This window comes from Streptomyces sp. NPDC026575 (assembly GCF_055567415.1).
The window spans coordinates 36,139-59,230 of sequence record NZ_JBVHQM010000008.1; the positions used below are offsets into that span (position 1 = coordinate 36,139).

General features: G+C 74.0%; 12 protein-coding genes. 3 read left to right on the top strand and 9 right to left on the bottom strand.

The genetic code is table 11. From position 1 onward, the window contains the following. Nucleotides 1-35 precede the first annotated feature (35 nt). Entirely contained in the window at nucleotides 36-7,841 is a 7,806-nt protein-coding gene (locus ACZ4NB_RS13080) for a type I polyketide synthase (RefSeq protein WP_467660875.1), read from the bottom strand. Nucleotides 7,842-8,347: 506 nt separating this feature from the next. Here ACZ4NB_RS13080 and ACZ4NB_RS13085 point away from each other — a divergent pair. Then, nucleotides 8,348-9,175, top strand: coding sequence for a methyltransferase domain-containing protein (locus tag ACZ4NB_RS13085; protein WP_467660877.1), 828 nt, complete (start codon nucleotides 8,348-8,350; stop codon nucleotides 9,173-9,175). Nucleotides 9,176-9,236: 61 nt separating this feature from the next. Here the strand turns inward: ACZ4NB_RS13085 and ACZ4NB_RS13090 are convergent, their stop codons facing one another. The 6 genes from ACZ4NB_RS13090 to nadC form a co-directional block, all read right to left on the bottom strand. Further along, complete coding sequence (locus tag ACZ4NB_RS13090) at nucleotides 9,237-9,656, bottom strand: MarR family winged helix-turn-helix transcriptional regulator (protein WP_467660879.1); 420 nt, start codon at nucleotides 9,654-9,656, stop codon at nucleotides 9,237-9,239. A gap of 117 nt (nucleotides 9,657-9,773) precedes the next feature. Further along, entirely contained in the window at nucleotides 9,774-10,925 is a 1,152-nt protein-coding gene (locus ACZ4NB_RS13095; protein ID WP_467660881.1) for a 3-deoxy-7-phosphoheptulonate synthase, read from the bottom strand. Next, nucleotides 10,922-12,883, bottom strand: a complete 1,962-nt coding sequence (locus ACZ4NB_RS13100) for an FAD/NAD(P)-binding protein (RefSeq protein ID WP_467660883.1) — start codon at nucleotides 12,881-12,883, stop codon at nucleotides 10,922-10,924. The genes ACZ4NB_RS13095 and ACZ4NB_RS13100 overlap by 4 nt, the downstream gene beginning before the upstream one ends. Before the next feature lie 47 nt (nucleotides 12,884-12,930). Next, nucleotides 12,931-15,156 (bottom strand): anthranilate synthase component I, encoded by a 2,226-nt coding sequence (locus tag ACZ4NB_RS13105; protein ID WP_467660885.1) that lies wholly within the window; start codon nucleotides 15,154-15,156, stop codon nucleotides 12,931-12,933. Between the two features lie 76 nt (nucleotides 15,157-15,232). After that, a complete protein-coding gene (locus ACZ4NB_RS13110; protein WP_467660887.1) occupies nucleotides 15,233-16,861 on the bottom strand; it encodes an AMP-binding protein in 1,629 nt (542 codons plus the stop codon). 439 nt (nucleotides 16,862-17,300) lie between these two features. Beyond that, complete coding sequence (gene nadC, locus ACZ4NB_RS13115) at nucleotides 17,301-18,224, bottom strand: carboxylating nicotinate-nucleotide diphosphorylase (protein WP_467660889.1); 924 nt, start codon at nucleotides 18,222-18,224, stop codon at nucleotides 17,301-17,303. Between the two features lie 369 nt (nucleotides 18,225-18,593). Between nadC and ACZ4NB_RS13120 the strand changes: the two genes are divergently transcribed. Together ACZ4NB_RS13120 and ACZ4NB_RS13125 are read left to right on the top strand one after the other, a co-directional pair. Next, complete coding sequence (locus ACZ4NB_RS13120; protein ID WP_467660891.1) at nucleotides 18,594-19,664, top strand: LLM class flavin-dependent oxidoreductase; 1,071 nt, start codon at nucleotides 18,594-18,596, stop codon at nucleotides 19,662-19,664. A 223-nt stretch (nucleotides 19,665-19,887) separates the two neighbouring features. Further along, nucleotides 19,888-20,370, top strand: a complete 483-nt coding sequence (locus ACZ4NB_RS13125) for a flavin reductase family protein (RefSeq protein WP_467660893.1) — start codon at nucleotides 19,888-19,890, stop codon at nucleotides 20,368-20,370. A 2-nt stretch (nucleotides 20,371-20,372) separates the two neighbouring features. Here ACZ4NB_RS13125 and ACZ4NB_RS13130 read toward each other — a convergent pair whose 3' ends face one another. Together ACZ4NB_RS13130 and ACZ4NB_RS13135 are read right to left on the bottom strand one after the other, a co-directional pair. Further along, nucleotides 20,373-21,362 (bottom strand): LysR family transcriptional regulator, encoded by a 990-nt coding sequence (locus ACZ4NB_RS13130; protein ID WP_467660895.1) that lies wholly within the window; start codon nucleotides 21,360-21,362, stop codon nucleotides 20,373-20,375. A 101-nt stretch (nucleotides 21,363-21,463) separates the two neighbouring features. Then, nucleotides 21,464-22,912 carry a nitrosuccinate lyase gene (locus ACZ4NB_RS13135; protein WP_467660897.1) on the bottom strand — a complete coding sequence of 483 codons (1,449 nt, stop codon included), beginning with the start codon at nucleotides 22,910-22,912 and terminating at the stop codon, nucleotides 21,464-21,466. Nucleotides 22,913-23,092 lie beyond the last annotated feature (180 nt).

Sequence of the window (23,092 nt, forward strand, 5' to 3'; positions counted from 1 at the left end):
GGTTTCCTTGGAACGGAGTTCTCTTCGGTGCGTTGCTACTCTTCGCCGAGCATGAGCCGCACCAAGTCGTCGGCGTCCATCTCGTTGATCCGCGCTTCCGCGTCAAGCAGTTCCTTCGTGCGTTGCTGTTCCTTCTCGCTGATCGGCTCCGCGGTGCCCGCGTCGGGTGTCGCGTCGTCCCCGATCGCCGTGGCCAGCAGGAAATCCACCAGCCTCCCCGGCGTGGGATGGTCGAATATCACGGTGACCGGCAGCCGCAGCCCGGTGTCGGCCTGGAGCCGGTTGCGCAGCTCCACCGCGATCACCGAGTCGACGCCCAGGTCCTTGAACGGCGCACGGTCGCCGACCGCGTCCGCGTCGGCGTAGCCCAGTACGGCCGCCACCTGTGCGCGCACGAGCCGGGAGGCGGTCTCCCGCCGCCGCGCCGGCGTCAGCTCCACGAGCCGCGTCGCCCAGGTCCCGGCGGCGTCGGCAGCGGCGGCGTCCGGCTCCGGCGCGGCCGACTCCTCGACCGTCCGCCGCACTTCGGGCACCTCGGCGAAGAGCAGGCTCGGGCTCTTCGCGGTGAACGCCGGGAAGAACGCCGCCCAGTCCACGTCCGCGACGACCGGCGCCGCGGCGCCGCCGTCCAGGCACTGCCCGAGCTCCCCGATCGCCCGGTCCGGGTCCAGCAGCCGGATGCCGTGGCGGACCACGTTCTCGTCCATGCCGTCGCGGGCCATCATCCCGTCGCCGGCCCACGGGCCCCAGATCACCGAAGTGGCCGGCAGGCCCTGCGACCTGCGGTACTCCGCGAGGGCGTCCTGGTAGGCGTTCGCCGCCGCGTAACCGCCGTTGCCCGCGCTGCCCCACATCCCGGAGACGGAGGAGAACAGCACGAAGGCGTCCAGGTCCTGCTCGCGGGTCAGCTCGTGCAGATGCAGCGCGGCGTCGGCCTTCGCCCGGATCACCTCCGCGAAGCGCTGCGGGGTCAGCAGGTCGAGCGGGGTGTTCTCGATCAGCCCCGCCGTGTGGACGACGGTGCGCACCGGGCTGCCGTCCGCCTCCAGTCCAGCCAGCAGCCGGGCCAGCGCGGCACGGTCGCCGACGTCGCAGGCGAGGACGGTGACCCGGGCGCCGAGGGCGGTCAGCCGCTCCTTGAGCGCCTCCGAGCCCGCCGCCTCCGGCCCGCTGCGGCTGACCAGCACGAGGTGCTCGGCGCCCTGTTCGGCCAGCCAGCGGGCGGCGTGCCCGCCGAGCGCGCCGGTGCCGCCGGTGATCAGCGCGGTGCCGCGCGGCTCCCAGCGCCGCCCGGGGGCGCTCTCCGGCCGGGGTGCGCGCACCAGCCTGCGGGCGAACACCCCCGCCGTGCGCAGCGCCACCTGGTTCTCGCCCTGTTCGGCCCACGGACCGGCCAGCACGGCCGGCAGCTGCCCGATGACGCCGCCGTCCGCCTCCGCCGGCAGATCGACCAGTCCGCCCCAGCGCTCGGGGAACTCCACGGCGGCGACCCGGCCAAGACCCCATATCTGCGCCTGGGCGGGCGAGGTCACCGTGTCGCCGGCGCCCACGGCCACCGCGCCCTGGGTCACCCACCACAGCCGTGCCGGGATCTCGGCGTCGCCGAGCGCCTGGGCCAGCGTCAGGGCGTCGGCCCACTGCTCGGTCTCCGAAGGGAGCACCGGCCCGGCGGGCGCCGACGGCGCCAGCAGCGACAGCACTCCGGCCGGCTGCGGCCCCTCGCCGGCCGCGGCGCGCAGCCGCTCGACGAGTTCGCGCCGCCCGATGCCGGGCCGCACCGCCACCGCCACCACCTGTGCGCCGCTGCGGCCCAGGGCGTCCACGGCGGCCGCGACGGGCTGCTGCCGCTCGGCGCCCTCGCGCAGCAGCACCAGCCACCGGCCGGTCGGCGCGCCCACCGGGACCTGCGGCAAGGGCTGCCAGGTGACCTGATAGCGCCACGAGTCGACCAGGGCGCGCTCGCCCTGCCGACGGCGCCAGGTGGACAGCGCCGGCAGCAGCGCCCGCAGGGCGTCCGGGTCCGCAAGGCCGACCTCGGCGGCCAGCCCCTCGGCGTCACCGCGCTCCACCACCTCCCAGAACCGCGCCTCGGCCGCGTCGCCCCGTGCCACGGCGGCCGCGGGCTCGGGCGGCGCCAGCCAGTACCGCTGGTGCTGGAAGGGGTAGGTGGGCAACTCCGTGCGCGTCGCGCCGAAGCCGGCGAAGACGGCCGTCCAGTCCACCGGAGCGCCGAGCACATACGCCTGCGCGAGCGAGGTCACAAAGCGCCGGGGGCCGCCGTCGTCGCGGCGCAGGGAGCCCACGACCGCGCCGGACCCGCCGAGCGTGTCGATGGCTTCCTGGGCGCCGACGCCGAGCACCGGATGCGGGCTGACCTCGACCAGCAGCGTGTGGCCCTTCTTGAGGACCGTGCCCATGGCCCGCTCGAACTGCACCGGTTCGCGCAGGTTGCGGTACCAGTACTCGGCGTCGAGCGTGCGGGTGTCGAGCAGCTCCCCGGTCACCGTCGAGTAGAAGGGGACCTCGCCCGAGCGCGGCTCGACCTCGCGCAGCGCGTCCAGCAGCCGCTCGCGGATGGCCTCGACCTGCGCGGAGTGCGCCGCGTAGCTCACCGGGATCTGCTTGGCGCGGATCTCGCGGGCGGCACACACCGCCAGCAGCTCCTCCAGCGCGGCCGGCTCCCCGGAGACCACCACCGACGACGGCCCGTTGACCACGGCGAGGTCGAGCCGCTCGTCCCAGCAGGGCAGTTGCCGTACCCGCTCGGCCGACAGCGACACCGACACCATCCCGCCGCGCCCGGAGATCGCGGTCAGCGCCCGGCTGCGCAGCGCCACGATCCTCGCGGCGTCCGCCAGCGTCAGCCCGCCCGCGACGCAGGCGGCGGCGATCTCGCCCTGGCTGTGCCCGATCACCGCGGTCGGCCGCACACCGTAGGACTCCCACAGCCGCGCCAGCGACACCATCATCGCGAACAGCACCGGCTGCACGACGTCGACCCGCTCCAGGCCCGGTGCGCCGGGGGCACCGCGGAGCACGTCCAGCAGCGACCAGTCCACGACCGCGTCGAGCGCCGCCGCGCACTCCTCCATCCGGGCGCGGAACACCGGTGAGGAGTCCAGGAGTTCCACCGCCATCCCGGCCCACTGTGCGCCCTGGCCCGGGAAGACGAACACCCGCTCCGCGCCGTGCACGGCCAGACCGCGGACCACCGTCTCCGACGGGGCGTCCTGCGCCAGCGTGTCCAGGGCGGCGGCCAGTTGGTGCCGGTCGTCGCCGATCAGTACGGCGCGGTGGTCGAACGCGGCCCGGGTGGTCGCCAGGGAGTAGCCCACGTCGGCGGCGTCGAGGCCCTCGTCGCCGTCGAGATACGTCCGCAGACCGGCGGCCTGGCCGCGCAGCGCCTGCGGGGTCTTCGCCGACAGCGGCCAGGCCACCGGGCCCGCCGGTGCGGCGGCCGGTTCGCCGGGCCCGGCCGCCGGCGCGGCCTCGGCGGGCGCCTCCTCCAGGATGGCGTGGACGTTGGTGCCGCTGATGCCGAACGAGGAGACGCCCGCCCGGCGCACCCGCTCGCCCGCCGGCCACGGCACGCCGTCGGTCAGCAGCGCCACCGAGCCCGCGGACCAGTCCACATGCGGGGTCGGCCGGTCGATGTGCAGACTGGCGGGCAGTCGGCCGTGCCGCAGCGCCATCACCATCTTGATCACCGCGGCCACGCCGGCGGCCGCCTGGGTGTGCCCGATGTTGGACTTCACCGATCCCAGCCACAGCGGCCGGTCACCGCCCCGGTCCCGGCCGTACGTGGAGACCAGCGCCTGCGCCTCGATCGGGTCGCCCAGCTTCGTACCGGTGCCGTGCGCCTCGACCGCGTCGACGTCCCGCGCGGACACCCGGGCGTCGGCCAGTGCCTGGCGGATCACCCGTTCCTGCGACGGTCCGTTCGGCGCCGTCAGGCCGTTGCTGGCGCCGTCCTGGTTGACCGCCGAGCCGCGCACCAGCGCGAGCACCCGGTGGCCGTGGCGCCGGGCGTCCGACAGCCGCTCCAGCACCACCATGCCCACGCCCTCGCTCCAGCCGGTGCCGTCGGCGGCGGCCGCGAACGGCTTGCAGCGGCCGTCGGGGGCCAGACCGCGCTGCTGGGCGAACTCCACGAACATGCCCGGCGTCGCCATCACCGTCACCCCGCCGGCCAGCGCCATCGTGCACTCGCCCTGCCGGAGCGACCGGCTCGCCATGTGCAGCGCCGCCAGCGACGACGAGCAGGCCGTGTCCACGGTGACCGCCGGGCCCTCCAGGCCGAGGGTGTAGGCCACCCGGCCGGAGATGACGCTGGCGGTGTTGCCGGTCAGCAGATAGCCCTGCGCGCCCTGTGCCGGCTCGCCCAGCCGCGGGCCGTAGTCCTGTGCGGTCGCGCCGGCGAACACCCCGACCTGGCTGCCCCGCAGCGCCGTGGGGTCGATCCCCGCCCGCTCCAGCGCCTCCCAGGCCGTCTCCAGCACCAGCCGCTGCTGCGGGTCCATCGCCAGCGCCTCGCGCGGGCTGATCCCGAAGAAGCCCGCGTCGAAGGCGGCCGCGTCGTAGAGGAACCCGCCCTCCCGGGTGTACCGGACGTCCGGGTTCTCCGGGTCGCGGAGCTCGTCGGCGGACCAGCCGCGGTCGGTGGGGAACGCGGAGACGGCGTCCCTGCCGTCGGCCACCAGCCGCCACAGGTCCTCCGGCGAGCGCACCCCGCCGGGGAAGCGGCACCCCATGCCCACGATGGCGATCGGCTCGTCGTGGACGGCCGCCGCCGGCCGCAGCTCCTCCGCGGCCGGCTGCTCGCCCGACAGCTCGGCCCGCAGGTAGCGCACCAGTTCGACCGGTGTCGGGTGGTTGTAGATCAGTGTGGGGGGCAGCTGCGGCAGGCCGGTCGCCTCGGCCACCCGGTCCCGGAACTCGACCGCGGTGAGCGAGTCGAAGCCCAGCTCCTTGAACGTCCGGCCGGTGTCGACGGTGTCGGACGACAGGTGCCCGAGCACCGTCGCCACACTCGCCCGCACCAGCTCCGCCACATCCGCCTCGGAGGCACCGGCCGCCTCGTGCCGCTCGGGCGCCGAAGCCGGCTCGGCACCGGCCGTGGCGTCCGCGGGCCGCGCGGTGTCCGCCGCGTCCGCCCGGTCCGTCCCGCCGACCCAGTAGGACCGCCGCTGGAAGGCGTACGTCGGCAGCTCGACCCGCGTCCCCGAGGACCCGGTGAGCGGCGCGAAGTCCACCTCCGCCCCGCGCACGAACGCCTCGGCGAGCGCGGCGGCCACGGTGCGGTCCTCCGGCCGGCCGTCGCGCAGCAGGGGGACGACCGCGGCGCCGGGCCGCCCGCCGTCCGCGGCCAGGCTCTCCCGGGTCATCGCGGTCAGCCCGCCGGGGCCGAGCTCCAGATAGCCCGTGACGCCTTCGGACCGCAGCAGGCGGACGCCGTCGTGGTAGCGCACGGCCGACCGGATGTGCCGCGTCCAGTAGTCCGGCGAGCCGAGTTCGTCCGCGGTGGCCAGCCGCCCGGTGACGTTGGAGACCAGCGGGATCTCGGGGGCGCGGTAGCTCAACTGCCGGGCCACGTCCCGGAACTCCTCCAGTACGCCGTCCATGTGCGGCGAGTGGAAGGCATGGCTGACGCGCAGCCGCTTGGTCCTGCGGCCGTCGGCCGCGAACCGGGCGGCGACGGCCTCGGCCGCCTCCCGGTCGCCGGAGACCACCGTGGTCCGCGGTCCGTTGAGGGCGGCGATCGAGACCAGCGGGCCGGCCTCGGCCAGCGCGGCGGCGACCTCCCGCTCGTCGGCCTGGAGCGCGAACATGGCGCCGCCCGCGGTGGCCTGCTGCATCAGCCGTCCCCGGGCCGCGACCAGAGTGCAGGCGTCGGCGAGGGACAGCACCCCGGAGACATGGGCGGCGGTCAGCTCGCCGATGGAGTGGCCGAGGAGGAAGTCCGGGCGCGGCCCGCACCGCCGCACCAGGCGGAACAGCGCGACCTCCACCGCGAACAGCGCGGCCTGGGTGAACCGCGTCTCGTCGAGCAGGGCCGCCTCGTCGGTACCGGGCTCGGCGAAGATCAGGTCCTGGAGCCGGTGCGGCAGCTCGGTGTCCAGCTGGGCGCACACCTCGTCCAGCGCGTCGGCGAACGCCGGGACCGTCGCGTGCAGTCGGCGTCCCATCCCGGGGCGCTGGCTGCCCTGCCCGGTGAACAGGAACGCCGTCCGGCCCGCGCCCCGGGTGGTGCCGCGCACCAGGTTCGGCGCGGGCGCCTCGCGTACGAGGGCGTCCAGGCCGCCGAGGAGGTCGCCGCGCTCGCCGCCCAGGACGACGGCGCGCTCCTCGAACGCGGTGCGGTGGGCCGCGAGGGAGAAGGCGAGGTCCGCCGGGTCCAGTTCGGGGTGGGCGGTGACATGGTCGCGCAGCCGCTCCGCCTGGGCGCGCACCGCGGCCGCGGACCGCCCTGAGAGCACCCACGGCAGCGGCGTCGGGGCCTGGGCGGTACGGCGGGCGGGTGCCTCGTCGTGGCCGGTCCGGGCTTCGGCGGCCCTGGTGTGGGCGTCCGACAGCACCACATGGCAGTTGGTGCCGCCCATGCCGAACGAGCTGACGCCCGCCAGCAGCGGGGCCGCGCCGCGCGGCCAGCCGCTCAGGTCCGTCTGCACCCGCAGCTTCCACTCGTCGAAGGGGATCTGCGGGTTGGGGGTGTCGAAGTTGAGGCTCGGCGGGATCTCCCGGTGCCCGATGCTCAGTGCCGTCTTGATGAGCCCGGCGATACCGGCGGCGGCTTCCAGGTGCCCGATGTTGGTCTTCACCGAGCCGACGAGCAGCGGTGCGCCCTCGCTCCGGTCGGCGCCGAACACCGCACCGAGCGCGGCGGACTCCAGCGGGTCGCCCTTCTTCGTCCCGGTGCCGTGCAGCTCCACGTACTGCACGTCGGACGGGTCGGCGCCGGCCCTGCGGTACGCCTCGCGCAGCACCTCCTCCTGCGCCCGGGCACTGGGGACGGTGAGCCCCTCGGTCGCACCGTCGTTGTTCATCGCGGTGCCCTCGATCACGCAGTGGATGCGGTCGTGGTCGGCGAGGGCACGGGAGAGGGGCTTGAGCACGACGAGTCCGGCGCCCTCGCCGCGGACATAGCCGTTGGCGCGGGCGTCGAAGGTGAAGCAGCGGCCGTCGGGGGACAGTCCGCCGAACTTCTCGGAGTAGAGGCCGCTCTCCGGCGCGAGGTTGAGGCTCACCCCGCCCGCGAGCGCGAGCGCGGCCTCGCCCCGGCGCAGGCTCTCGCAGGCGGTGTGCACCGCGACCAGCGAGGACGACTGCCCGGTGTCCAGCACCATGCTCGGCCCGCGCAGATCGAAGGTGTACGACACCCGGTTGGCGATGATGCTGCGATGCAGCCCGGTCATGCTGTGCTGGGTGGCCGCGCCGTCGCCGCGCCGGTGCAGCACGGTGGCGTAGTCGTCCCACATGGCCCCCACGAACACGCCGACCCTGCGGCCTTTCAGGTCCGCGGAGACGATCCCGGCGTCCTCGAAAGCCTCCCAGCTCAATTCGAGGGCCAGCCGCTGCTGCGGATCCATGGCGGCCGCTTCACGGGGCGAGATGTCGAAGAATTCGGGATCGAACTGGTCGACGTGGTCCAGGAAGCCGCCCGCGCGGTTACCGGTCGGCCGGTCGGGACGGGATTTCGATACGGCGTCGGTGCCGGTGCTCAGCAGCTTCCAGTAGGCATCCGGGTTCGGCGCACCGGGAAATCGACAGGCCAGGCCGACGACGGCGATGGGATCGTTCTCCACGCTGGTGCTGTCCGGCGGGAAAACTCTAGCGGTGCGCATGAAACTCCCCCAAAGGCCGACGGCGGGCGAATGTCAGATGACATGTCGCGAACCAGGATTTCGCTGGACAGGGATAGGGGGGCCGAGCCCTCGTGATGTGAATCTGCTCACGCCGGTCGCGCAAGCGTCCGCTGCCCCGTCAATTGCCAGTCCGCACCGGCCCTGCTCGATGGCGGACCCGGCTTGCTCGCAGGTTCTGCCACTCTGCAGAACCCCTGATGTGATCACGCGCTAATCAGTACACCCGACGTCTGCGGCACTGTCCAATAGCTCGCCCGATGAGGCTGATAACTTCCGCTATGAGGAATGCCGGGCGGTGCGCGCGGCGTTTTGCCGAGAAAAGCAAAACGCCCGGCCCAAACGGCAGGTAAATGCAGTGAATAAGGCGGGGAAAGTCGCTGATGGCGGATGAAGTGATCCATTGACAAACGGACTTGGCGCTTTGTAGCGTCCGTCCGGCCGGTGCGGGCGCACCGGCCGGGGAATGAGGGAAAGGCATATCAGGGATGGCCGAGCAGCAAATACCCACCGCGGCGGACGTGGGAAGCATGTACGACCAGTCGACCGATCTTCTCTCCGAAGTGATGGGGGGAAATATTCATCTGGGCTACTGGCGCGGCGATGACGACGACGCCACGGTCGCCGAGGCCACCGACACGCTGACCGACATGGTCGCCGACCGGCTCGCGCTCTCACCGGGCCTGCGGGTGCTGGACATCGGCTGCGGCAGCGGCAAGCCCGCCGTCAAGATCGCGGGCGGGCGCGAGGTGCATGTCACCGGTGTCACCATCAGCGCCCAGCAGGCGGAAGTGGCCGCCGCCCGGCCCGAAGTCGGCGACGGCAGCGGCCAGGTGGCCTTCCGGCAGGCCGACGGCATGGACCTGCCCTTCGCCGACGGCCACTTCGACCGCGTCTACGCCATCGAGTCCTTCCTGCACATGTCCGACCGGGCCAAGGCCATCGCCGAGGCGACGCGGGTGCTGCGCCCCGGCGGCATGCTGGTGACCGCGAACCCGTACCAGGAGGGCGAACTCGACGCCCGGGGGACCGAGATCGTGGCGGCCAACCGCAGGCTGTTCCAGATCCCGCCGATCGGCGACGCCGACGAGTACGTCGCCCACATGGAGAAGGCCGGCCTGGAGATCGTCGAGGTACTGGACATCGGCGAGAACGTACGGCGCAGCCACACGCTGGCCGCGGCCGCCATCCGGCAGGCGAAGGAGACCTTCGACGACGCGTTCAGCGAGCAGCTCTCCGAGGCCGCCGACATCATCGAGCGCTTCGGGGACCTGCCGCAGATCGGCTACGGCATCATCGCCGCCCGCAAGCCCTGACGCCGGTGTGCGTGCGCGGAGCCGGGGCGCTCCCGGGCCACCTGGCTCCGCGCACGTTCGCTCAGGCCAGTATCCGGCGCAGCAGATCCCGCAGGGTCGCACGCTCCTGGTCCCGCAGTGCGGCCAGCGGTTCGCGGGCGAAGTCCAGTGAGGAGCGCAGGCGGTCGGCGGTCCGGCGGCCCGCGTCGGTGGCGGCGACCAGCTTGACGCGGCGGTCGGCGGGGTCGGGGCGGCGCTGCGTCAGGCCGCGGGCTTCGAGGCGGTCGACGAGGCCGGTCACGTTGGACGGTTCGCACTTGAGCTGCTCGGCGATCCGGCGCATCGGCAGCGGCCCGTGGGAGAGCAGCGCCAGCAGGCGGGCCTGGGCGCCGGTGAGCTGGTGGTCGGCCGCGGCCGCTTCGTACTCGTCGTGGAAGCGGGAGACCATCGTGCCGATGAGGTCGATGACCTCAAGGGTCAGCGGGGAAGCCGGTAAGTTCATTTCTTGAGTTTAACCATTGAGGTGCTGAAGCAACTGCGGTGCGCAACTGCGGTACCTGTCAACGGCGTTCGCCCCTGCGCACCCCGCCGCCCGTCCCGGACACCCCCACCGTGAAGGTCACCGGCCGCCGTACAGCCCGGCGATCGCGAAGGCGAGTTCGAGTGCCTGGTCCGGGCTCAGGAGCGGAGCTGTGGCCGTCGGCTCCGGGCCCCCGGACAACTCCAGCCGGACGCCGCCCGGATGGGTGCCCAGTGCCCGGTGGACCTCGAAGAAGCCGCCGACCTCGTCCAGGACGTCGGAGAGGCGGCGCGTACCGGGTCCGCTCGGGCCGTCGCCGGGGCCGCCGTGCATCGGATCGCACACCCAGCCCACCTCGGAGCCGCTCGCGGCGACCTTCGCCACCAGCTCGGGCAGCCGGTCCCGCACCGCCGCCGTGCCCATCCGGACCAGGAACGTCAGCCGCCCCGGGTCGCGTTCGGGGTCGAGCCGGTCGATCAGCGCGAGCGCCTCGTCGGCCGTCGTGGCCGGGCCGAGGACGACCCCCAGCGGATTGCCGATACCCGCGGCGAACTCCACCTGCGCACCGTCCGGTCCCCGGGCGCCCTCGCCGATCCACAGCAGATGGCCCGACAGGCCGTACGCCCGCCCGCCGCGCTCGTCGGCCCGGGTCAGCGCGGACTCGTACGCCGTCGGGTGCGCCGCATGGCCGGCGAAGAACTCCGCGGTGCCCGGCGCGTCCCCGGTGGCCCCGGCCGCCTCCATGAAGCGGATCGCCGCGCCGATGTCCCGGGTCAGCCGGCGATGGCGCTCGCGCGCGGGGGAGCGCGCCAGGAAGTCCTCAAGGGCGCGGTGCGTGCGCCGCAGGCCGGTGGGGTGGCCGGCGGCCAGGCCGCGCAGCAGGTTCAGCGCCGCCGCCGAGGCGTGGTACGTCCGCCGCAGCCGCTCCGCGTCCGGGGCCCGTGCGCCGGGCGTGCCGTTCGGCTCCTCGACCCCGGACGTCACGGCCACCTTCACCACCGGGACCGAGCCCGCGTAGGACAGCACGACGGCCATCCGCTGCAGTGTCGTCAGCACCTCGCCGGTCGGCGCGCGGCCGCCGCCCAGCAAGGCGAACGCCTCGCCGCGGGCGACCGCCGCGAGCCGGGCGCGGAGCCGGTCGCACTCGTCGGGGAACACCAGCGGCGGACGGCCCTCCAGGTCCGCGACGGCCCGGCGCAGCGCCGACGCGGCACCGGGGTCGGTGGGTCGGGTGGGTTCGATGCCGGTCACGACGCCTCCTGGGCGATGTCCGGGGCGGGCGCGGCGGTCGGGGGCAGGGCGAGGACGGCGCGGGCCATGGCGTCGGAGTCGCCGAGGGTCACCGAGTCCACGCCGGGGCGTATCCCCGCGGCGGTGACCCAGTGGACGGCTTCGGTGGGGACCCCGTAGGCCAGCCGCCGGGGGTGCGCCCGTCCACGGGCGTCGATCAGGCGGTAGGGGCGGTCCGTGACCGCGAGGCCACCGGTCTCGTGGTCCGTGCCGTCGTCGGAGGCGATGCGGTAGGGGGCGCACTGGCCGGTCCGCAGCAGGTGGCGCAGCAGGGGGTCGCCGGTGCGGCGCAGGTCCGGGTCCGGCAGCCGCGCCTCGATCAGCACCCGCGCGTCGGTCTCGGGACCGGGCACCGAGGAGCGGGCGCGAAACGCCCTGCGACCGGGGTCCGGCCGCACCCGCATCCCGGGCCCCAGGACGTCGAGCACGCCCGCCTCCATCAGCGCGGTCGTCTCCTCGATGCGGGAGGTGGGCGGGCCGATGGACAGGAAGGCGTTGAGCGGGGTGTACCAGCCCTGGAGGTCGTCCCGGTAGGAGGCGCCGTCCAGGCGGCCGTGGTCGACCACGAGCCGGATCTCGTTGCGCAGATCGCGCAGCACGTCCAGGGCGGCCTTGAGCGGTCCGCCGACGTTGCCGGCCCGGGCCTCGCGCGCATCGCGCCGCAGATGCTCCAGCAGCCGGCCGCGGAACTCCTCGCGGCCGGCGAACGACCGCCCGTCGAACGGCGCGGCGATCCGCTCCCAGTCCCACCGCTCGGCGTCGGGGACGGCGTAGGCGTCCAGCAGGCGCCGCCGGGACGCGGCGTCGGCGGCGGCCGGGTACTGCTCGGTGAAGTGCTCGCGCTCCGCGCCGCGGCCGTGCGCGGTCAGCCAGGTGCCGTAGTAGACGCACTCGACCTCCATGGCGATCAGCGGCCACAGATCGGTGCGGAACCGCACCCGCTCTCCCCGGTCGGCGCGCCGGCGCAGCCCCTCGATCACATCCGGGGTCAGCAGCAGCGGGCGGTGCCTGCCGTGTGGGCCCTTCTCGTTCTCGCCGCGCGCGTGGTACGGCACACCGCGCCGCGAGCCGGCGTACAGCCGAGGCTCGTGCCCCGAGGGGTGGTAGACCAGCCCGCCGCCGGTCCGCTCGAAGGAGCCTCCGCGGCCGACGGTGAACAGCGCCAGGTAGTCGAAGAAGGTGAGTCCCAGGCCGCGCAGCAGCACCGTCTCACCGGGCCGGATCTGGGTGATGTCCACGTCGGCGGGGTTGGCCGGCGGTATGTAGCGCAGGCCCGACTCCCGTGCCGCGGCGGCAAGTTGCTCCTCCTCGCGGGTGGCCTGGGCGGGGACGTGCCCCTGCGCGAGCACGACGGCGTCGAGCCCGGACAGCCGGGTGCCGTCCGCCAGCGTCAGCAGCTGCGCACCGGCCCGTGTACCGCTCTCGTCGTCGAGCGCGACCGCCCGGGTCCGGTGGACGCACACCGTGACATGCTGCGGCGCCCCGGCCACGATCCGGCGGTAGGCGTCCTCCAGGTAGCGGCCGTAGAAGGCGCGGGTGGGGTAGTCGTCCGGCCCCAGGTCCCGGGCCTCGGCGAGGGTCTCGTCGTCGAAGTCGCCGAACGACTGCTCCAGCGGTGCCATCAGGGACAGCGAACGGGCCCAGTCGTGCAGGCCCGGACCGGGTTCGACCGGGCCCGCCATGCTCACGCCGGCGTCGGTGTACACGGTGATCTGCGAGGCGACGGTGTTCATCAGCAGGTGCCGGGACTGCGAGGTGCGCCAGACCTGGCCCGCGCCGGGCCGGAACGGGTCGACGAGGTGGACGACGACGGCCGGGTGCGCGGGCGTCGCGCGCTCGTTGGCGCACAGCCGCTCCAGCACCGACAGCCCTCGCGGCCCGGCACCGACGATGCCGATCCGAAGCGGCCGACCGACCATGGGGATTCTCCTTGTGGATGTGTGGTGGGCCGCGGGGAGCCGCCGGTTCACGGCCGCCGTCCCCTCGCCCCGTTGCCCGCCCGGTGGCGGGTCAGGGAGGTCACGGCGCCCTCGACCACCAGGTGGCCGATCCGCCGCCCGGCGGTCATGATCGACTCGGGGTGGAACTGGACGGCGGCCAGCGGCCGTTGGCGGTGCTCGACGGCCATGACCACGCCGTCCGCGGTCTCGGCGGTCACCCGCAGCTGCGCGGGAAGCCGCCCGGCGGTGGCGTACAGCGAGTGGTAGCGCCCCACCTCGAACTCCCGGGGCAGTCCGGCCAGCAGGCGGCTGTCCTCGGCGGTCACCCTGACCCGGGACGTTTTGCCGTGCACCGGCCGGTCCAGCACGCCCAGCGTGCCGCCGAAGTGCTCGACGAGCCCCTGCAGGCCCAGGCACACCCCGAAGACCGGCAGCTCCAGCCGCTCGGCCTCGGCGAGCGTCGTGCCCAGCCCGAAGTCCGCGGGGCGGCCCGGTCCCGGCGAGAGCACCAGCAGGTCGGGCCGCTCCCGCGCCAGCATCGGCAGATGGCCGGGGGCCCGGTAGGTCGTCACCCGCGCACCGGTCTGGCGCAGGTAGTCGGCGAGGCAGTGGGCGAACGAGTCGCGGTGGTCGACCATCAGGATGCGCAGGCCCTCGCCCGGCCGGTCCCGGCCCGCGCTCGGCGGCCCGGCGGCCGGTACCGGTCCGTCGAGCACCCGCAGCAGCGCCTCGGCCTTGAGCTCGGTCTCGGCCTCCTCCGCCGCCGGCGAGGAGTCGTACAGCAGCGTCGCCCCGGCCCGCACCGTCGCCACCCCGTCGCGCACCTGGATGGTGCGCAGGGTCAGCACCGTGTCCAGGCTGCCGTCGAAGGCGAGGCACCCCGCCGCCCCCGCGTACCAGCGGCGCGGTGAGCGCTCCTCGCGCTCGATGAACTCCACCGCCGCCAGCTTGGGCGCCCCGGTGACGGTCACCGCCCACAGGTGCGCGAGGAAGCCGTCGAGGGCGTCGCGCCCCGGCGCGAGCACCCCGCGCACCCGGTCCACGGTGTGGATGAGCGTGGCGTACTTCTCGATCCGCCGCCGCGCGGTGACCTCCACGGAACCGGGCACGCAGACGCGGGCCTTGTCGTTGCGGTCCACGTCCGTGCACATGGTCAGCTCGGCCTCCTCCTTGGCGGAGTTCAGCAGCCGGCGGATGTGCTCGGCGTCCTCCATGGCGTCCCGGCCCCGCCGGACGGTCCCGCTGATCGGCGAGGACTCCACCACCAGGTGGTCGCCGGCGCCGGCCGCGCCGGCCTCGTGCCGCACCCGTACGAACATCTCGGGCGAGGCGCCGATCAGGTACTCCCGCTCCCCGAGGTTGGCCAGCAGGCTGTGCGGAGCCGGGTTGCTCTCCCGCAGCCGCCTGAAGAGCACCGAGGGCGGCTGTGCGCAGGGGCGGCGAAAGACCTGGCCGGGGACCACCTCGAACAGGTCGCCCGAGCGGAAGAGCTCCCTGGCCCGGGTCACCACCCCGGCGTACTCGCCGGGCGCGTGGTCGCGCAGCCGGTCGGGGGTGCCGGGGGTGAAGTCCACGGCGGCGGTGGTGCGCGGCAGCCCCTCGGTGCGCGCCCGGCCGACGGTGAACTCGTAGGCGTGCCGCACCGCCTCGTCGCGGCGCAGGTCGAGCTCGTAGATCTCGTCCGGGAGGTGCAGCACCAGGTCGCGGTCGTCCGGATCGCGCCGCTGGTGCAGTGCGACGGGGTCCACCTGGAACAGCAGGTCGTAGCCGAAGGCGCCGTGCAGCCCCAGCAGCCGGTCCTCGGGCGCCGCCATGGCCCGCAGCAGCGCGCGCACCGCGCGGAAGACGCCGGCGTGCGAGGTGCGGTCCTCCTCCGCGAAGATCCCGGTGCGCCCGGGGACCCGCCCGGACACCTCGTCGTCCCCGGCCGACAGCCCGGTCAGGATCGCGTCCAGCGCCCCGCGCAGCGCGGGGAGCAGCACCCGGCCGCGGGAGTTGAGCGCCCGGACCGTCACCCGGTCGCCGCGCACACTCACCTCGACCGGGGGATCGGCGTAGCCGACGACGGCATCGTCGCCGTGGAACCGCAGCATGCCGCGCCGCCGGTCGAGCGCGCTCTCCAGCCGGGCCCGCACGAGCCGGGCGCTGCCGGCCGGGGTCACCGAGCGGTGCACGGTCACCCCGGCGGGAGTGCTCCACCGCGTCACCCGCCGCACGGTCGGAGGGGCGCCGACTGCCTCGGTCAGCGACATCAGAACTCACCTGCCTGGAAGAAGAGGTCGGCCGGTCGGCCGGGGCCCCGGAGGAGACGAAGACGCCGCCGGACGCTCATGCGCGGTCCGCCGCGAGAGCGGCCCGCAGCACATGGCGCTGGAGCTTTCCGGTGTCGCCGAAGGGGAGCGCGGCGACGAACTCCACCAGCCGCGGGTACTTGTACGGCGCGATCTCGGCCTTGACGAAGTCCTTGATGTCCCGGGCGAGTTCCTCGCCCGCTTCGTAGCCGGGCGCGAGGACGACGAAGCCCTTGACGACCTGGCCGCGCTCCGGATCGGGCACGCCGACCACTCCGCAGTCCAGGACGGCCGGGTGGCGGATCATCGCCTGCTCCACCTCGGGCGCGGCGACGTTGTAGCCGGCCGTGACGATCATGTCGTCGGCGCGGGCCCGGTAGTGGAAGTAGCCGTCGGCGTCGCGGACGTAGATGTCGCCGGTGATGTTCCAGCCGTTCTGCACCTGCGCCCGCTGCCGCTCGTCGCTGAGGTAGCGGCACCCGGTCGGCCCCTGTACGGCCAGCCGCCCCGGCACGCCGTCCGGGAGCGGAGCGCCCTCCTCGTCGACCACCCGGGCGCGGAACCCGGGCACCGGCTTGCCGGTCGCGCCGGGCCGGATGGCGTCGTCGGCGGCCGAGATGAAGACGTGCAGCATCTCGGTGGAGCCGATGCCCTCGATGATCCGCAGGCCGGTGGCCCGCTCGAAGGCGTGCCAGGTGTCCGCGGGCAGCGCCTCCCCGGCCGAGACGCACCGCCGCAGCGACCGCAGGTCGTAGGTCTCGATCCGCCGCAGCGCCGTGCGGTAGGCGGTGGGCGCGGTGAGCAGCACGGTGACCTGGTGCCGGCCCACCGCGCTGAACAGCTCCCCGGGGGAGGCCGCCGGCAGCAGCAGCGCCGACGCGCCGGCCCGCAGCGGGAAGACCAGCAGGCCGCCGAGGCCGAAGGTGAAGGCGAGCGGCGGGCTGCCGGCGAAGAGGTCGTCGGGCCGGGGCCGCAGGACGTGCGCGGAGAAGGTGTCGGCGATGGCGAGCACATCGCGGTGGAAGTGCATCGTCGCCTTGGGCTGCCCGCTGGTGCCCGAGGTGAAGGCGATCAGGGCCACGTCGTCGGCGGCGGTGTCGACCGCGGTGAACCCCGCGGCCCGGTCCGCCGCCCGCCGGTTCAGCTCGCAGCCGGCATCCCCGTAGGCGACGATGCGCAGCCCCGGCAGGCCGGCCCGCTCCAGCTCACCGGTGAAGTGCGCGTCGCACAGCGCGAGGCCGACGCGGGCCTTGGTCGCCACGGCGCGCAGCTCCTTGGCCCGCAGCAGGGCCATGGTCGTCACCACCACCCCGCCGGCCTTCAGGACGGCCAGCCAGCAGGCGGCCATCCAGGGGGAGTTGGGGCCGTGCAGCAGCACCCGGTTGCCCGGCACCAGGCCCAGGTCCTCGGTCAGCACCCGGGCGATCCTGTCGACCCGCTCCCGGAGTTGCCCGTACGACCAGACCCGGCCGGCATCGTCGCGCAGGGCGGGCGGCTCCTCGCCGTACCGGGCGATGGTGGCGTCGAGCAGCTCCACGGCGCAGTTGAGCCGTTGCGGGTAGCGCAGTTCCGGCAGGTCGAAGACGAGCTCGGGCCATTCCTCGCGCGGTGGCAGGCTGTCGCGGGGGAAGGTGTCCTGGTGCGCAGAAGGTGACAGTGGTTCCATCGCTCCTCCGTCAGTGGCCCGGGACACGGATGTCACGCCATCCCTTGCCCGGACTCCGCTCGCCGGGGCATCCGGTGCGAGCCCATGCTGCGTGCGCGCTGCGCGCCGCTCGTGGCCCTGGCACCTTCCTGCAGCCTCGGGACGCGGCGGTGGCAGCTTGCTGCCTAAGGGCTGTCCCGCAATCCCTGGCGGGCGCACGACGACAGCTACGGCACCTCTCCCCCACGCCTGAACGGCGCGGGGGGACCCCCACCGTTGTCGGAACGCCCGGATACGCCCAGTATCCGGACGCCCCTCCGCCTTGCGATGCACCGCATCTGACGCCGTCCGCTGATCCACCAGGGATTACGGGACAGCCCTTACCCCGCCTCTCGCCGACGGAGCGGGAGGCCGGCGCCGGACCGCGCCTCCCGCGATGTGACCTAGCCGGACGCAGCCCTTAGGCCCGCAGGTCCAGGCCGATGTCGAGGGCCGGTACGGAGTGGGTGAGGGCGCCCACCGAGAGGAAGTCGACGCCGGTCTCGGCGTAGGCGCGGGCGGTGTCCAGGGTGAGGCGGCCGGAGGACTCCAGCAGGGCGCGGCCCGCGACGAGGGCGACGGCCTCGGCGGTGCGGGCGGGGGTGAAGTTGTCCAGCAGGATCAGGTCGGCGCCGGCGTCCAGCACTTCGCGCACCTGGGGCAGGGTGTCCACCTCGACCTCGATGGCCAGGCCGGGGAACTCCCGGCGGACGGCCGAAAACGCTCGGGCGACCCCGCCGGCCGCGATGACGTGGTTGTCCTTGACCAGGGCCGCGTCGGACAGCGACATGCGGTGGTTGACGCCGCCGCCGCACCGCACCGCGTACTTCTCCAGCGCACGCAGGCCCGCGGTGGTCTTGCGGGTGTCGCGGACCTTCGCCCCGGTCCCCTCCAGGACGTCGGCCCAGCGGCGGGTCGCGGTGGCGATCCCGGACAGCCGGCACAGCAGGTTCAGCGCGCTGCGCTCGGCGGTGAGCAGATCGCGGGTGCGGGTGGCGACGCTCAGCAGGGCCTGGCCCGCCTCGACCCGGTCGCCGTCCTCGGCGTGCCGCTCGACGGTGAACTCCTGGGCGCACACCACCGACAGCACGGCCTCCGCGACCCGGAGCCCCGCGACCACGCCCGCCTCGCGTGCGGTGAAGTCGCCCGAGCAGACGGCGTCTTCGGGGACCGTGGCGCGGGTCGTCACGTCCACGCCGCCGTCGAGGTCCTCCTCGACGGCCCGGCGTGCGAGGTCCGCGACCCCTATGGGATCGAGCCCGGACCGGGTGAGCAGGGCCGCGAGATCCGGGTCGAGCCCGCTCTCCGGCCGGCTCGGCGCGCAGGGAAGGATCACAGTGCTCATGGCAGCGGCTCCGGGGGGTGAGTGCGGTGGCCGGCGCCGGCGTAAGGGCTGGGCACATCCGGCGCCACGGGGCGCTGCGACGCTATCAACTCGCCCCGCCCACCAGCTCGATTGGCGCAATTCAGCCGGGAGATCAGATCGGTTATCAAGCCGATAGCCCACCTTATTTGACGGCGCTGACGGCCGGTTGCCACAGTTGCGCCATCCGAACATCGACTCCGAATGCCGTCGAATGCACCGGAGGTATGTGCGGCGAGTGCCGCGGCGATCTGCGATCAGCCTTGAGTCGCCGCGCGGGGATACGTCTTGGACGCCTCGTCGCATCACCCCTTGCCCATGCCGGCGCACCCTTTTCCTCAGGAGAGTTCCGTGGACTTCGGTCTGAACTTTTTCCCGGTTTTCACGCCCGATCACAAGCCCGCGTCGCAGTTCTATCGCGAGGCCATCGCGTTGAGCCAGATCGCGGAGGACTACGGGTTCGAGCATGTGCAGACGGTGGAGCACTACGGCACACCGTACGGCGGGTACAGCCCCGACCCGGTGACCCTGCTCTCCGCGATCGCCGCGCGCACCAAGACCATCCGGGTCGCCAGCGGCGCCGTCATCCCCGCGTTCACCCACCCGCTCCAGCTCGCGAGCAAGCTGGCGATGCTGGACAACATCTCCGACGGGCGCCTGGACGTCGGCTTCGGCCGTGCCTGGCTGCCCCAGGAGTTCGAGTGGCTGGGCGTGTCGATCGACGAGAGCCGCCGCCGCTTCAGCGAGGGCATCGAGGCATGCCGCCGGCTGTGGAGCGAGGAGGACGTCGTCTTCGAGGGCGAGTTCCACTCCTTCGGGCCGGTGACGCTCTCGCCCCGCCCGGTGCAGCAGGGGGGCCCGCCGGTGTTCGTCGCCTCGGCGTCGAGCCCCGAGTCCTGCGCCGCCGCCGGCAAGGCCGGCTACCACCTGCAGGTCGTGCCGACGATCGTCAGCCACGAGACGGTGGTGGAGATGCTCGCCGCCTACCGCAAGGCATGGGTGGAGGCCGGTCACGCCAAGGGCGCGGCCCGTATCCAGCTCAAGTACAACTGCTACCTCTCCGAGGACCGCGACGAGGCGCTGCGGCGGGGCGAGGAGATGGAGAACAACCACGTCGTGCTGATGTCCGAGGCGGCCGCGGGATGGCTGCGGACCAGCTCGGACCAGTACAAGGGGTACGACAAGCTGGTCGACAAGGCGCGCGAGTACGACTTCGGCAAGGCCCTGAGCGCGGGCAAGATCCTGGCCGGAAATCCGGACGACGTGATCGGCCAGCTCGACGCCTCCCGGGCGAGCTACGGCGACGACCTGTGCGTCAGCATCCAGGTCAACTCGGGCTACACGGAGTACCGCGACGCCGAGCGGACGCTGCGCCTCTTCGCCGAGAAGGTGGCCCCGCTGTTCAGGCCCGGCCGGCGATGACCCGCTGAGGCGGCCGGCCGCCGTTTCGCCCACGGCCCGCCGTTGCCGGGCGGGGAGATCACCCACCTCGCCCGGCAACGGCGGCCGCCGGAACCGCCTTTCGGTGAATGTGCCTTTCGGTGCACGCGCCCCGATGCGGTCGCCCTTTTCCTCCGGCACCCGCAGTGGCGCCGCAGGGTTTTCCCGCCGACGGAATGCGTGGTGGAAAATGCTTGATTCCCAGATGTCCGCAGTGGCACCCGAGACGTTCCTCGACGCGATGAGCAGCCTCGCGTCCGGCGTCGCCGTGGTCACCGCCGCCGACCGCTCGGGCGCACCGTGCGGACTGCTGGTCTCCTCGCTGTGCTCCTACAGCGCCGCCCCGCCGTCGGTCATGCTCGCCGTCGACCAGCGGGCCCGCTCCTACGCCTCGCTCCTGGCCGCGCAGGAGTTCGCGGTCCACCTGCTGCACTCGGGGCAGGGCGAGACCGCCTCGGTGTTCGCGGGCCGCAGCGACCACAAGTTCGCCGGACAGGACTGGTCGTGGGACGGACCGGTGCCCCGCCTGGAGGGCGCGCTGGTGTATCTGCGGTGCGTACGGGCCAGGGTCGTCGAGCACGGTGACCACGCCATCCTGGTCGGGAACGTCGCCGGCTGCGACGTCGGGCCGGGGGAGCCGCTGGTCTACTTCCGGCGCGCCCTGGACTGGCGGCTGACCGCGCGGTGAGGTCAGTTCCAGGTACGGCCGCAGGCGATCAGCTTGCCGTGCGCGGCGGAGACCTGCGGACGGGAGACGTCCCCTTCGCGGGTGGCCAGGTAGGTGGTGGTGATCGGCGGGATCTCGGGTTTCAGGAGCGGGACGAGCGTGCCGCGGGCGAAGTCGTCGGCGCACAGGTACGTCGGGACCACGGTGATGCCGACCGACGCCCGGACCGCGGAGAGCACCGCCCGGTGGTCGGGCACCACCACGTCGGGCGCGGTGGACCGCGGGGCGTGGAAGACCGACCACCAGTAGTGGTCGATGAGCGGCACGGATTCGGCGAAGGCCACCAGGGGGTAGGCGGACAGCACGTGCGGCGCTTCGCCGGCGGTGAGGATCGGCGCCAGGTCGCGCGCGGTCTCGGGGGAGGCGACCAGGCTGCACTCCTCGTCGTACAACGGCAGTGCGGTGATGCCCTTCAGGCGGGGACGCACCCGGGCGATGACGATGTCCAGCTCACCCGCGGCCAGTTGGGACAGCAGGGCGTCGGAGAGCGCCAGGGTGGTGTGCAGCTGCACGCTGTCCCGCAGCATGTCGGCGAGGGCCGGCAGGATCCGGTCGCTGATCAGGTCGCTGGGGGCGCCCAGCCGCAGGGGACGGGCCGGCCCGTCGGTGCCGAAGTAGCGCTGTAAGACGACGTCGAGGGCGTCCACCGCGCCCTCGGCGTCGCGGGCGAGGGACTCGGCGGCCGGGGTGGGCCGCGATCCGGTGGCGTGCCGGACGAACAGCGGCACCCCCACCCGCTCCTCCAGCATGCGGATCTGCTGGGTGACGGCCGGCTGCGAGATATGCAGCCGATGGGCGGCCTTTCCGAAGGATCCGGTGCGGTAGACCTCGACGAAGGTACGCAGCAGGGCGGGGTTGAGCGGTCCCGACTCCTCCTTGCACACCGCGCCCTGCGGAGTGCGCGAGGTGTGCGAGGCACGGCGGTTCGGTCCCGAGACGCGTACGGAGGGCATGAGGGGCTCCCTGTGTTCAGCCGGGCGGATGGGGGTCGTGGGGGATGAGGTCGAGGGGCGCGGGCGCATCGCACGGCCGGTGCGGCAGGCCGCGTCGCGCCCTACCGTCTGGCCGCCGGGCCGGTCTCCAGCGCGCCGTCCACCAGGACGGCGGCCGCGCCGGTGTAGGCGGTCGGGTCGGTGAGCGCGGTGAGCGCCGCACCGTCCAGATGGTCGGCGACCTGCGGGAACGTCAGCAGGGCGGTGGCGAGCGAACAGCCCCGTTCACCGGCCAGCCGCGAGGCGTCGGTCAGCACCTTCTTGGCCTCGGCCTTGCCGAGGTGGGGCGCGAGGACCGCGGCGACGCGCTCCGAGACGATCCGGCTGCCGGTCAGGCCGAGGTTGCGCAGCATCCGTTCCGGCTTGACGCGCAGGCCCTCGGTCAGTTCGACGGCGGTGTGCGTGGCACCGGCGGTCAGCCGCAGGCACTCGCGCAGCAGCTCCCATTCGGCGTGCCAGGCGCCCGCGGAGCGCTCGTCCTCCGACAGCAGGCTCTGCGTCAGCCCCAGCGCCATCGGCGGGACCTGCAGGGCCGCGGACCGCAACAGCGTGGCCAGGACCGGATTGTGCTTGTGCGGCATGGCGGAGGAGGCGCCGCGGCCCGCCACCGGCGCCTCCTCGACCTCGGCGATCTCGGTCCGGGTGAGGGTCTGCACGTCGATGGCGAGCTTGCCCAGGGCCGCCGCGGTGAACGACAGCGCCGCGCCGAGATCCGCGAGGGGGGTGCGCAGCGCGTGCCAGGGCAGCGCCGGCCGGGCCAGTCCGGTCTCCCGTGCGAAGGCGTCGGTCAGCTCCTCGGCGTACGACCGGGAAGCCGGGCGCGCGTCCGCCTCGGCGGTGTCGATCCGCGCGTACTCCAGGTACCCGGCCAGGGTGCCCGCCGCGCCGCCGAGCGACACCGGCAGGCCGCCGTCCTCCAGCAGCCGCCGCAGCCGTTCGTCGGCGTCCAGCAGCAACTGCCGCCAGCCGGCGGCCTTCAGGCCGAAGGTCGTGGGCACCGCGTGCAGCGCGAGGGTGCGCCCGGCCATCGGGGTGGCGCGGTGGTGCAGCGCGAGGCGGGCCAGCGCCGTGGCCGCGCGCCGCAGGTCCGCGCGCATCAGGCCGAGGGACCGGCGCGCCACCAGCATGCACGCGGTGTCGAGGATGTCCTGGCTGGTCGAACCGCGGTGGACGTACTCGGCCGCCCGCGGGTCCCTGGCGGCGACCTCGCGGGTGAAGGCGGCGACCAGGCCCACCACCGGGTTGGCGGTCTCGCGCGCCGCGAGGGCGAGGGCGCGCGGGTCCAGCAGCTCCGCCCGCGCGGTGTCGGTGATCGCGGCCGCGGCGCCGGCCGGCACCACGCCCAGGCTCGCCTGGGCCCTGGCGAGCGCCGCCTCCGCGTCCAGCATCGCCTGGAGCCAGGCCCGGTCGCCGACCACCCGCTCGACGGGGGTGCCGGCCCGCACCGGCGAGAGCAGCCCAGAGTCGGTCTCGCCGGCCGCCTCCGCGGTCACGGATGTCGTGTCGGTCATGCGCCGCCCTCCCTGGGATCTGTGCACCGGCCGCTCCCACTGTGCGTGCCGAGTGCGGTGTGATCGCCGCGGGCGGCAACTTGTTGCCGGATTACGGTCAAACCTGGCAACTTGCTGTTGCACATTACTTGCATCAGCCGAAGACCGGGCCGGTTTTCCGGGTCCGCTCGGCCTCGCAGC

Excerpts from the sequence above, each read along its gene's own strand:
- ACZ4NB_RS13100 (WP_467660883.1), bottom strand. The coding sequence starts at position 12,883 with ATGGTCGGTCGGCCGCTTCGGATCGGCATCGTCGGTGCCGGGCCGCGA.
- ACZ4NB_RS13090 (WP_467660879.1), bottom strand. The coding sequence starts at position 9,656 with ATGAACTTACCGGCTTCCCCGCTGACCCTTGAGGTCATCGACCTCATC.
- ACZ4NB_RS13125 (WP_467660893.1), top strand. The coding sequence starts at position 19,888 with ATGTCCGCAGTGGCACCCGAGACGTTCCTCGACGCGATGAGCAGCCTC.
- ACZ4NB_RS13130 (WP_467660895.1), bottom strand. The coding sequence starts at position 21,362 with ATGCCCTCCGTACGCGTCTCGGGACCGAACCGCCGTGCCTCGCACACC.
- ACZ4NB_RS13110 (WP_467660887.1), bottom strand. The coding sequence starts at position 16,861 with ATGGAACCACTGTCACCTTCTGCGCACCAGGACACCTTCCCCCGCGAC.
- nadC (WP_467660889.1), bottom strand. The coding sequence starts at position 18,224 with ATGAGCACTGTGATCCTTCCCTGCGCGCCGAGCCGGCCGGAGAGCGGG.
- ACZ4NB_RS13080 (WP_467660875.1), bottom strand. The coding sequence starts at position 7,841 with ATGCGCACCGCTAGAGTTTTCCCGCCGGACAGCACCAGCGTGGAGAAC.
- ACZ4NB_RS13135 (WP_467660897.1), bottom strand. The coding sequence starts at position 22,912 with ATGACCGACACGACATCCGTGACCGCGGAGGCGGCCGGCGAGACCGAC.
- ACZ4NB_RS13105 (WP_467660885.1), bottom strand. The coding sequence starts at position 15,156 with ATGTCGCTGACCGAGGCAGTCGGCGCCCCTCCGACCGTGCGGCGGGTG.
- ACZ4NB_RS13085 (WP_467660877.1), top strand. The coding sequence starts at position 8,348 with ATGGCCGAGCAGCAAATACCCACCGCGGCGGACGTGGGAAGCATGTAC.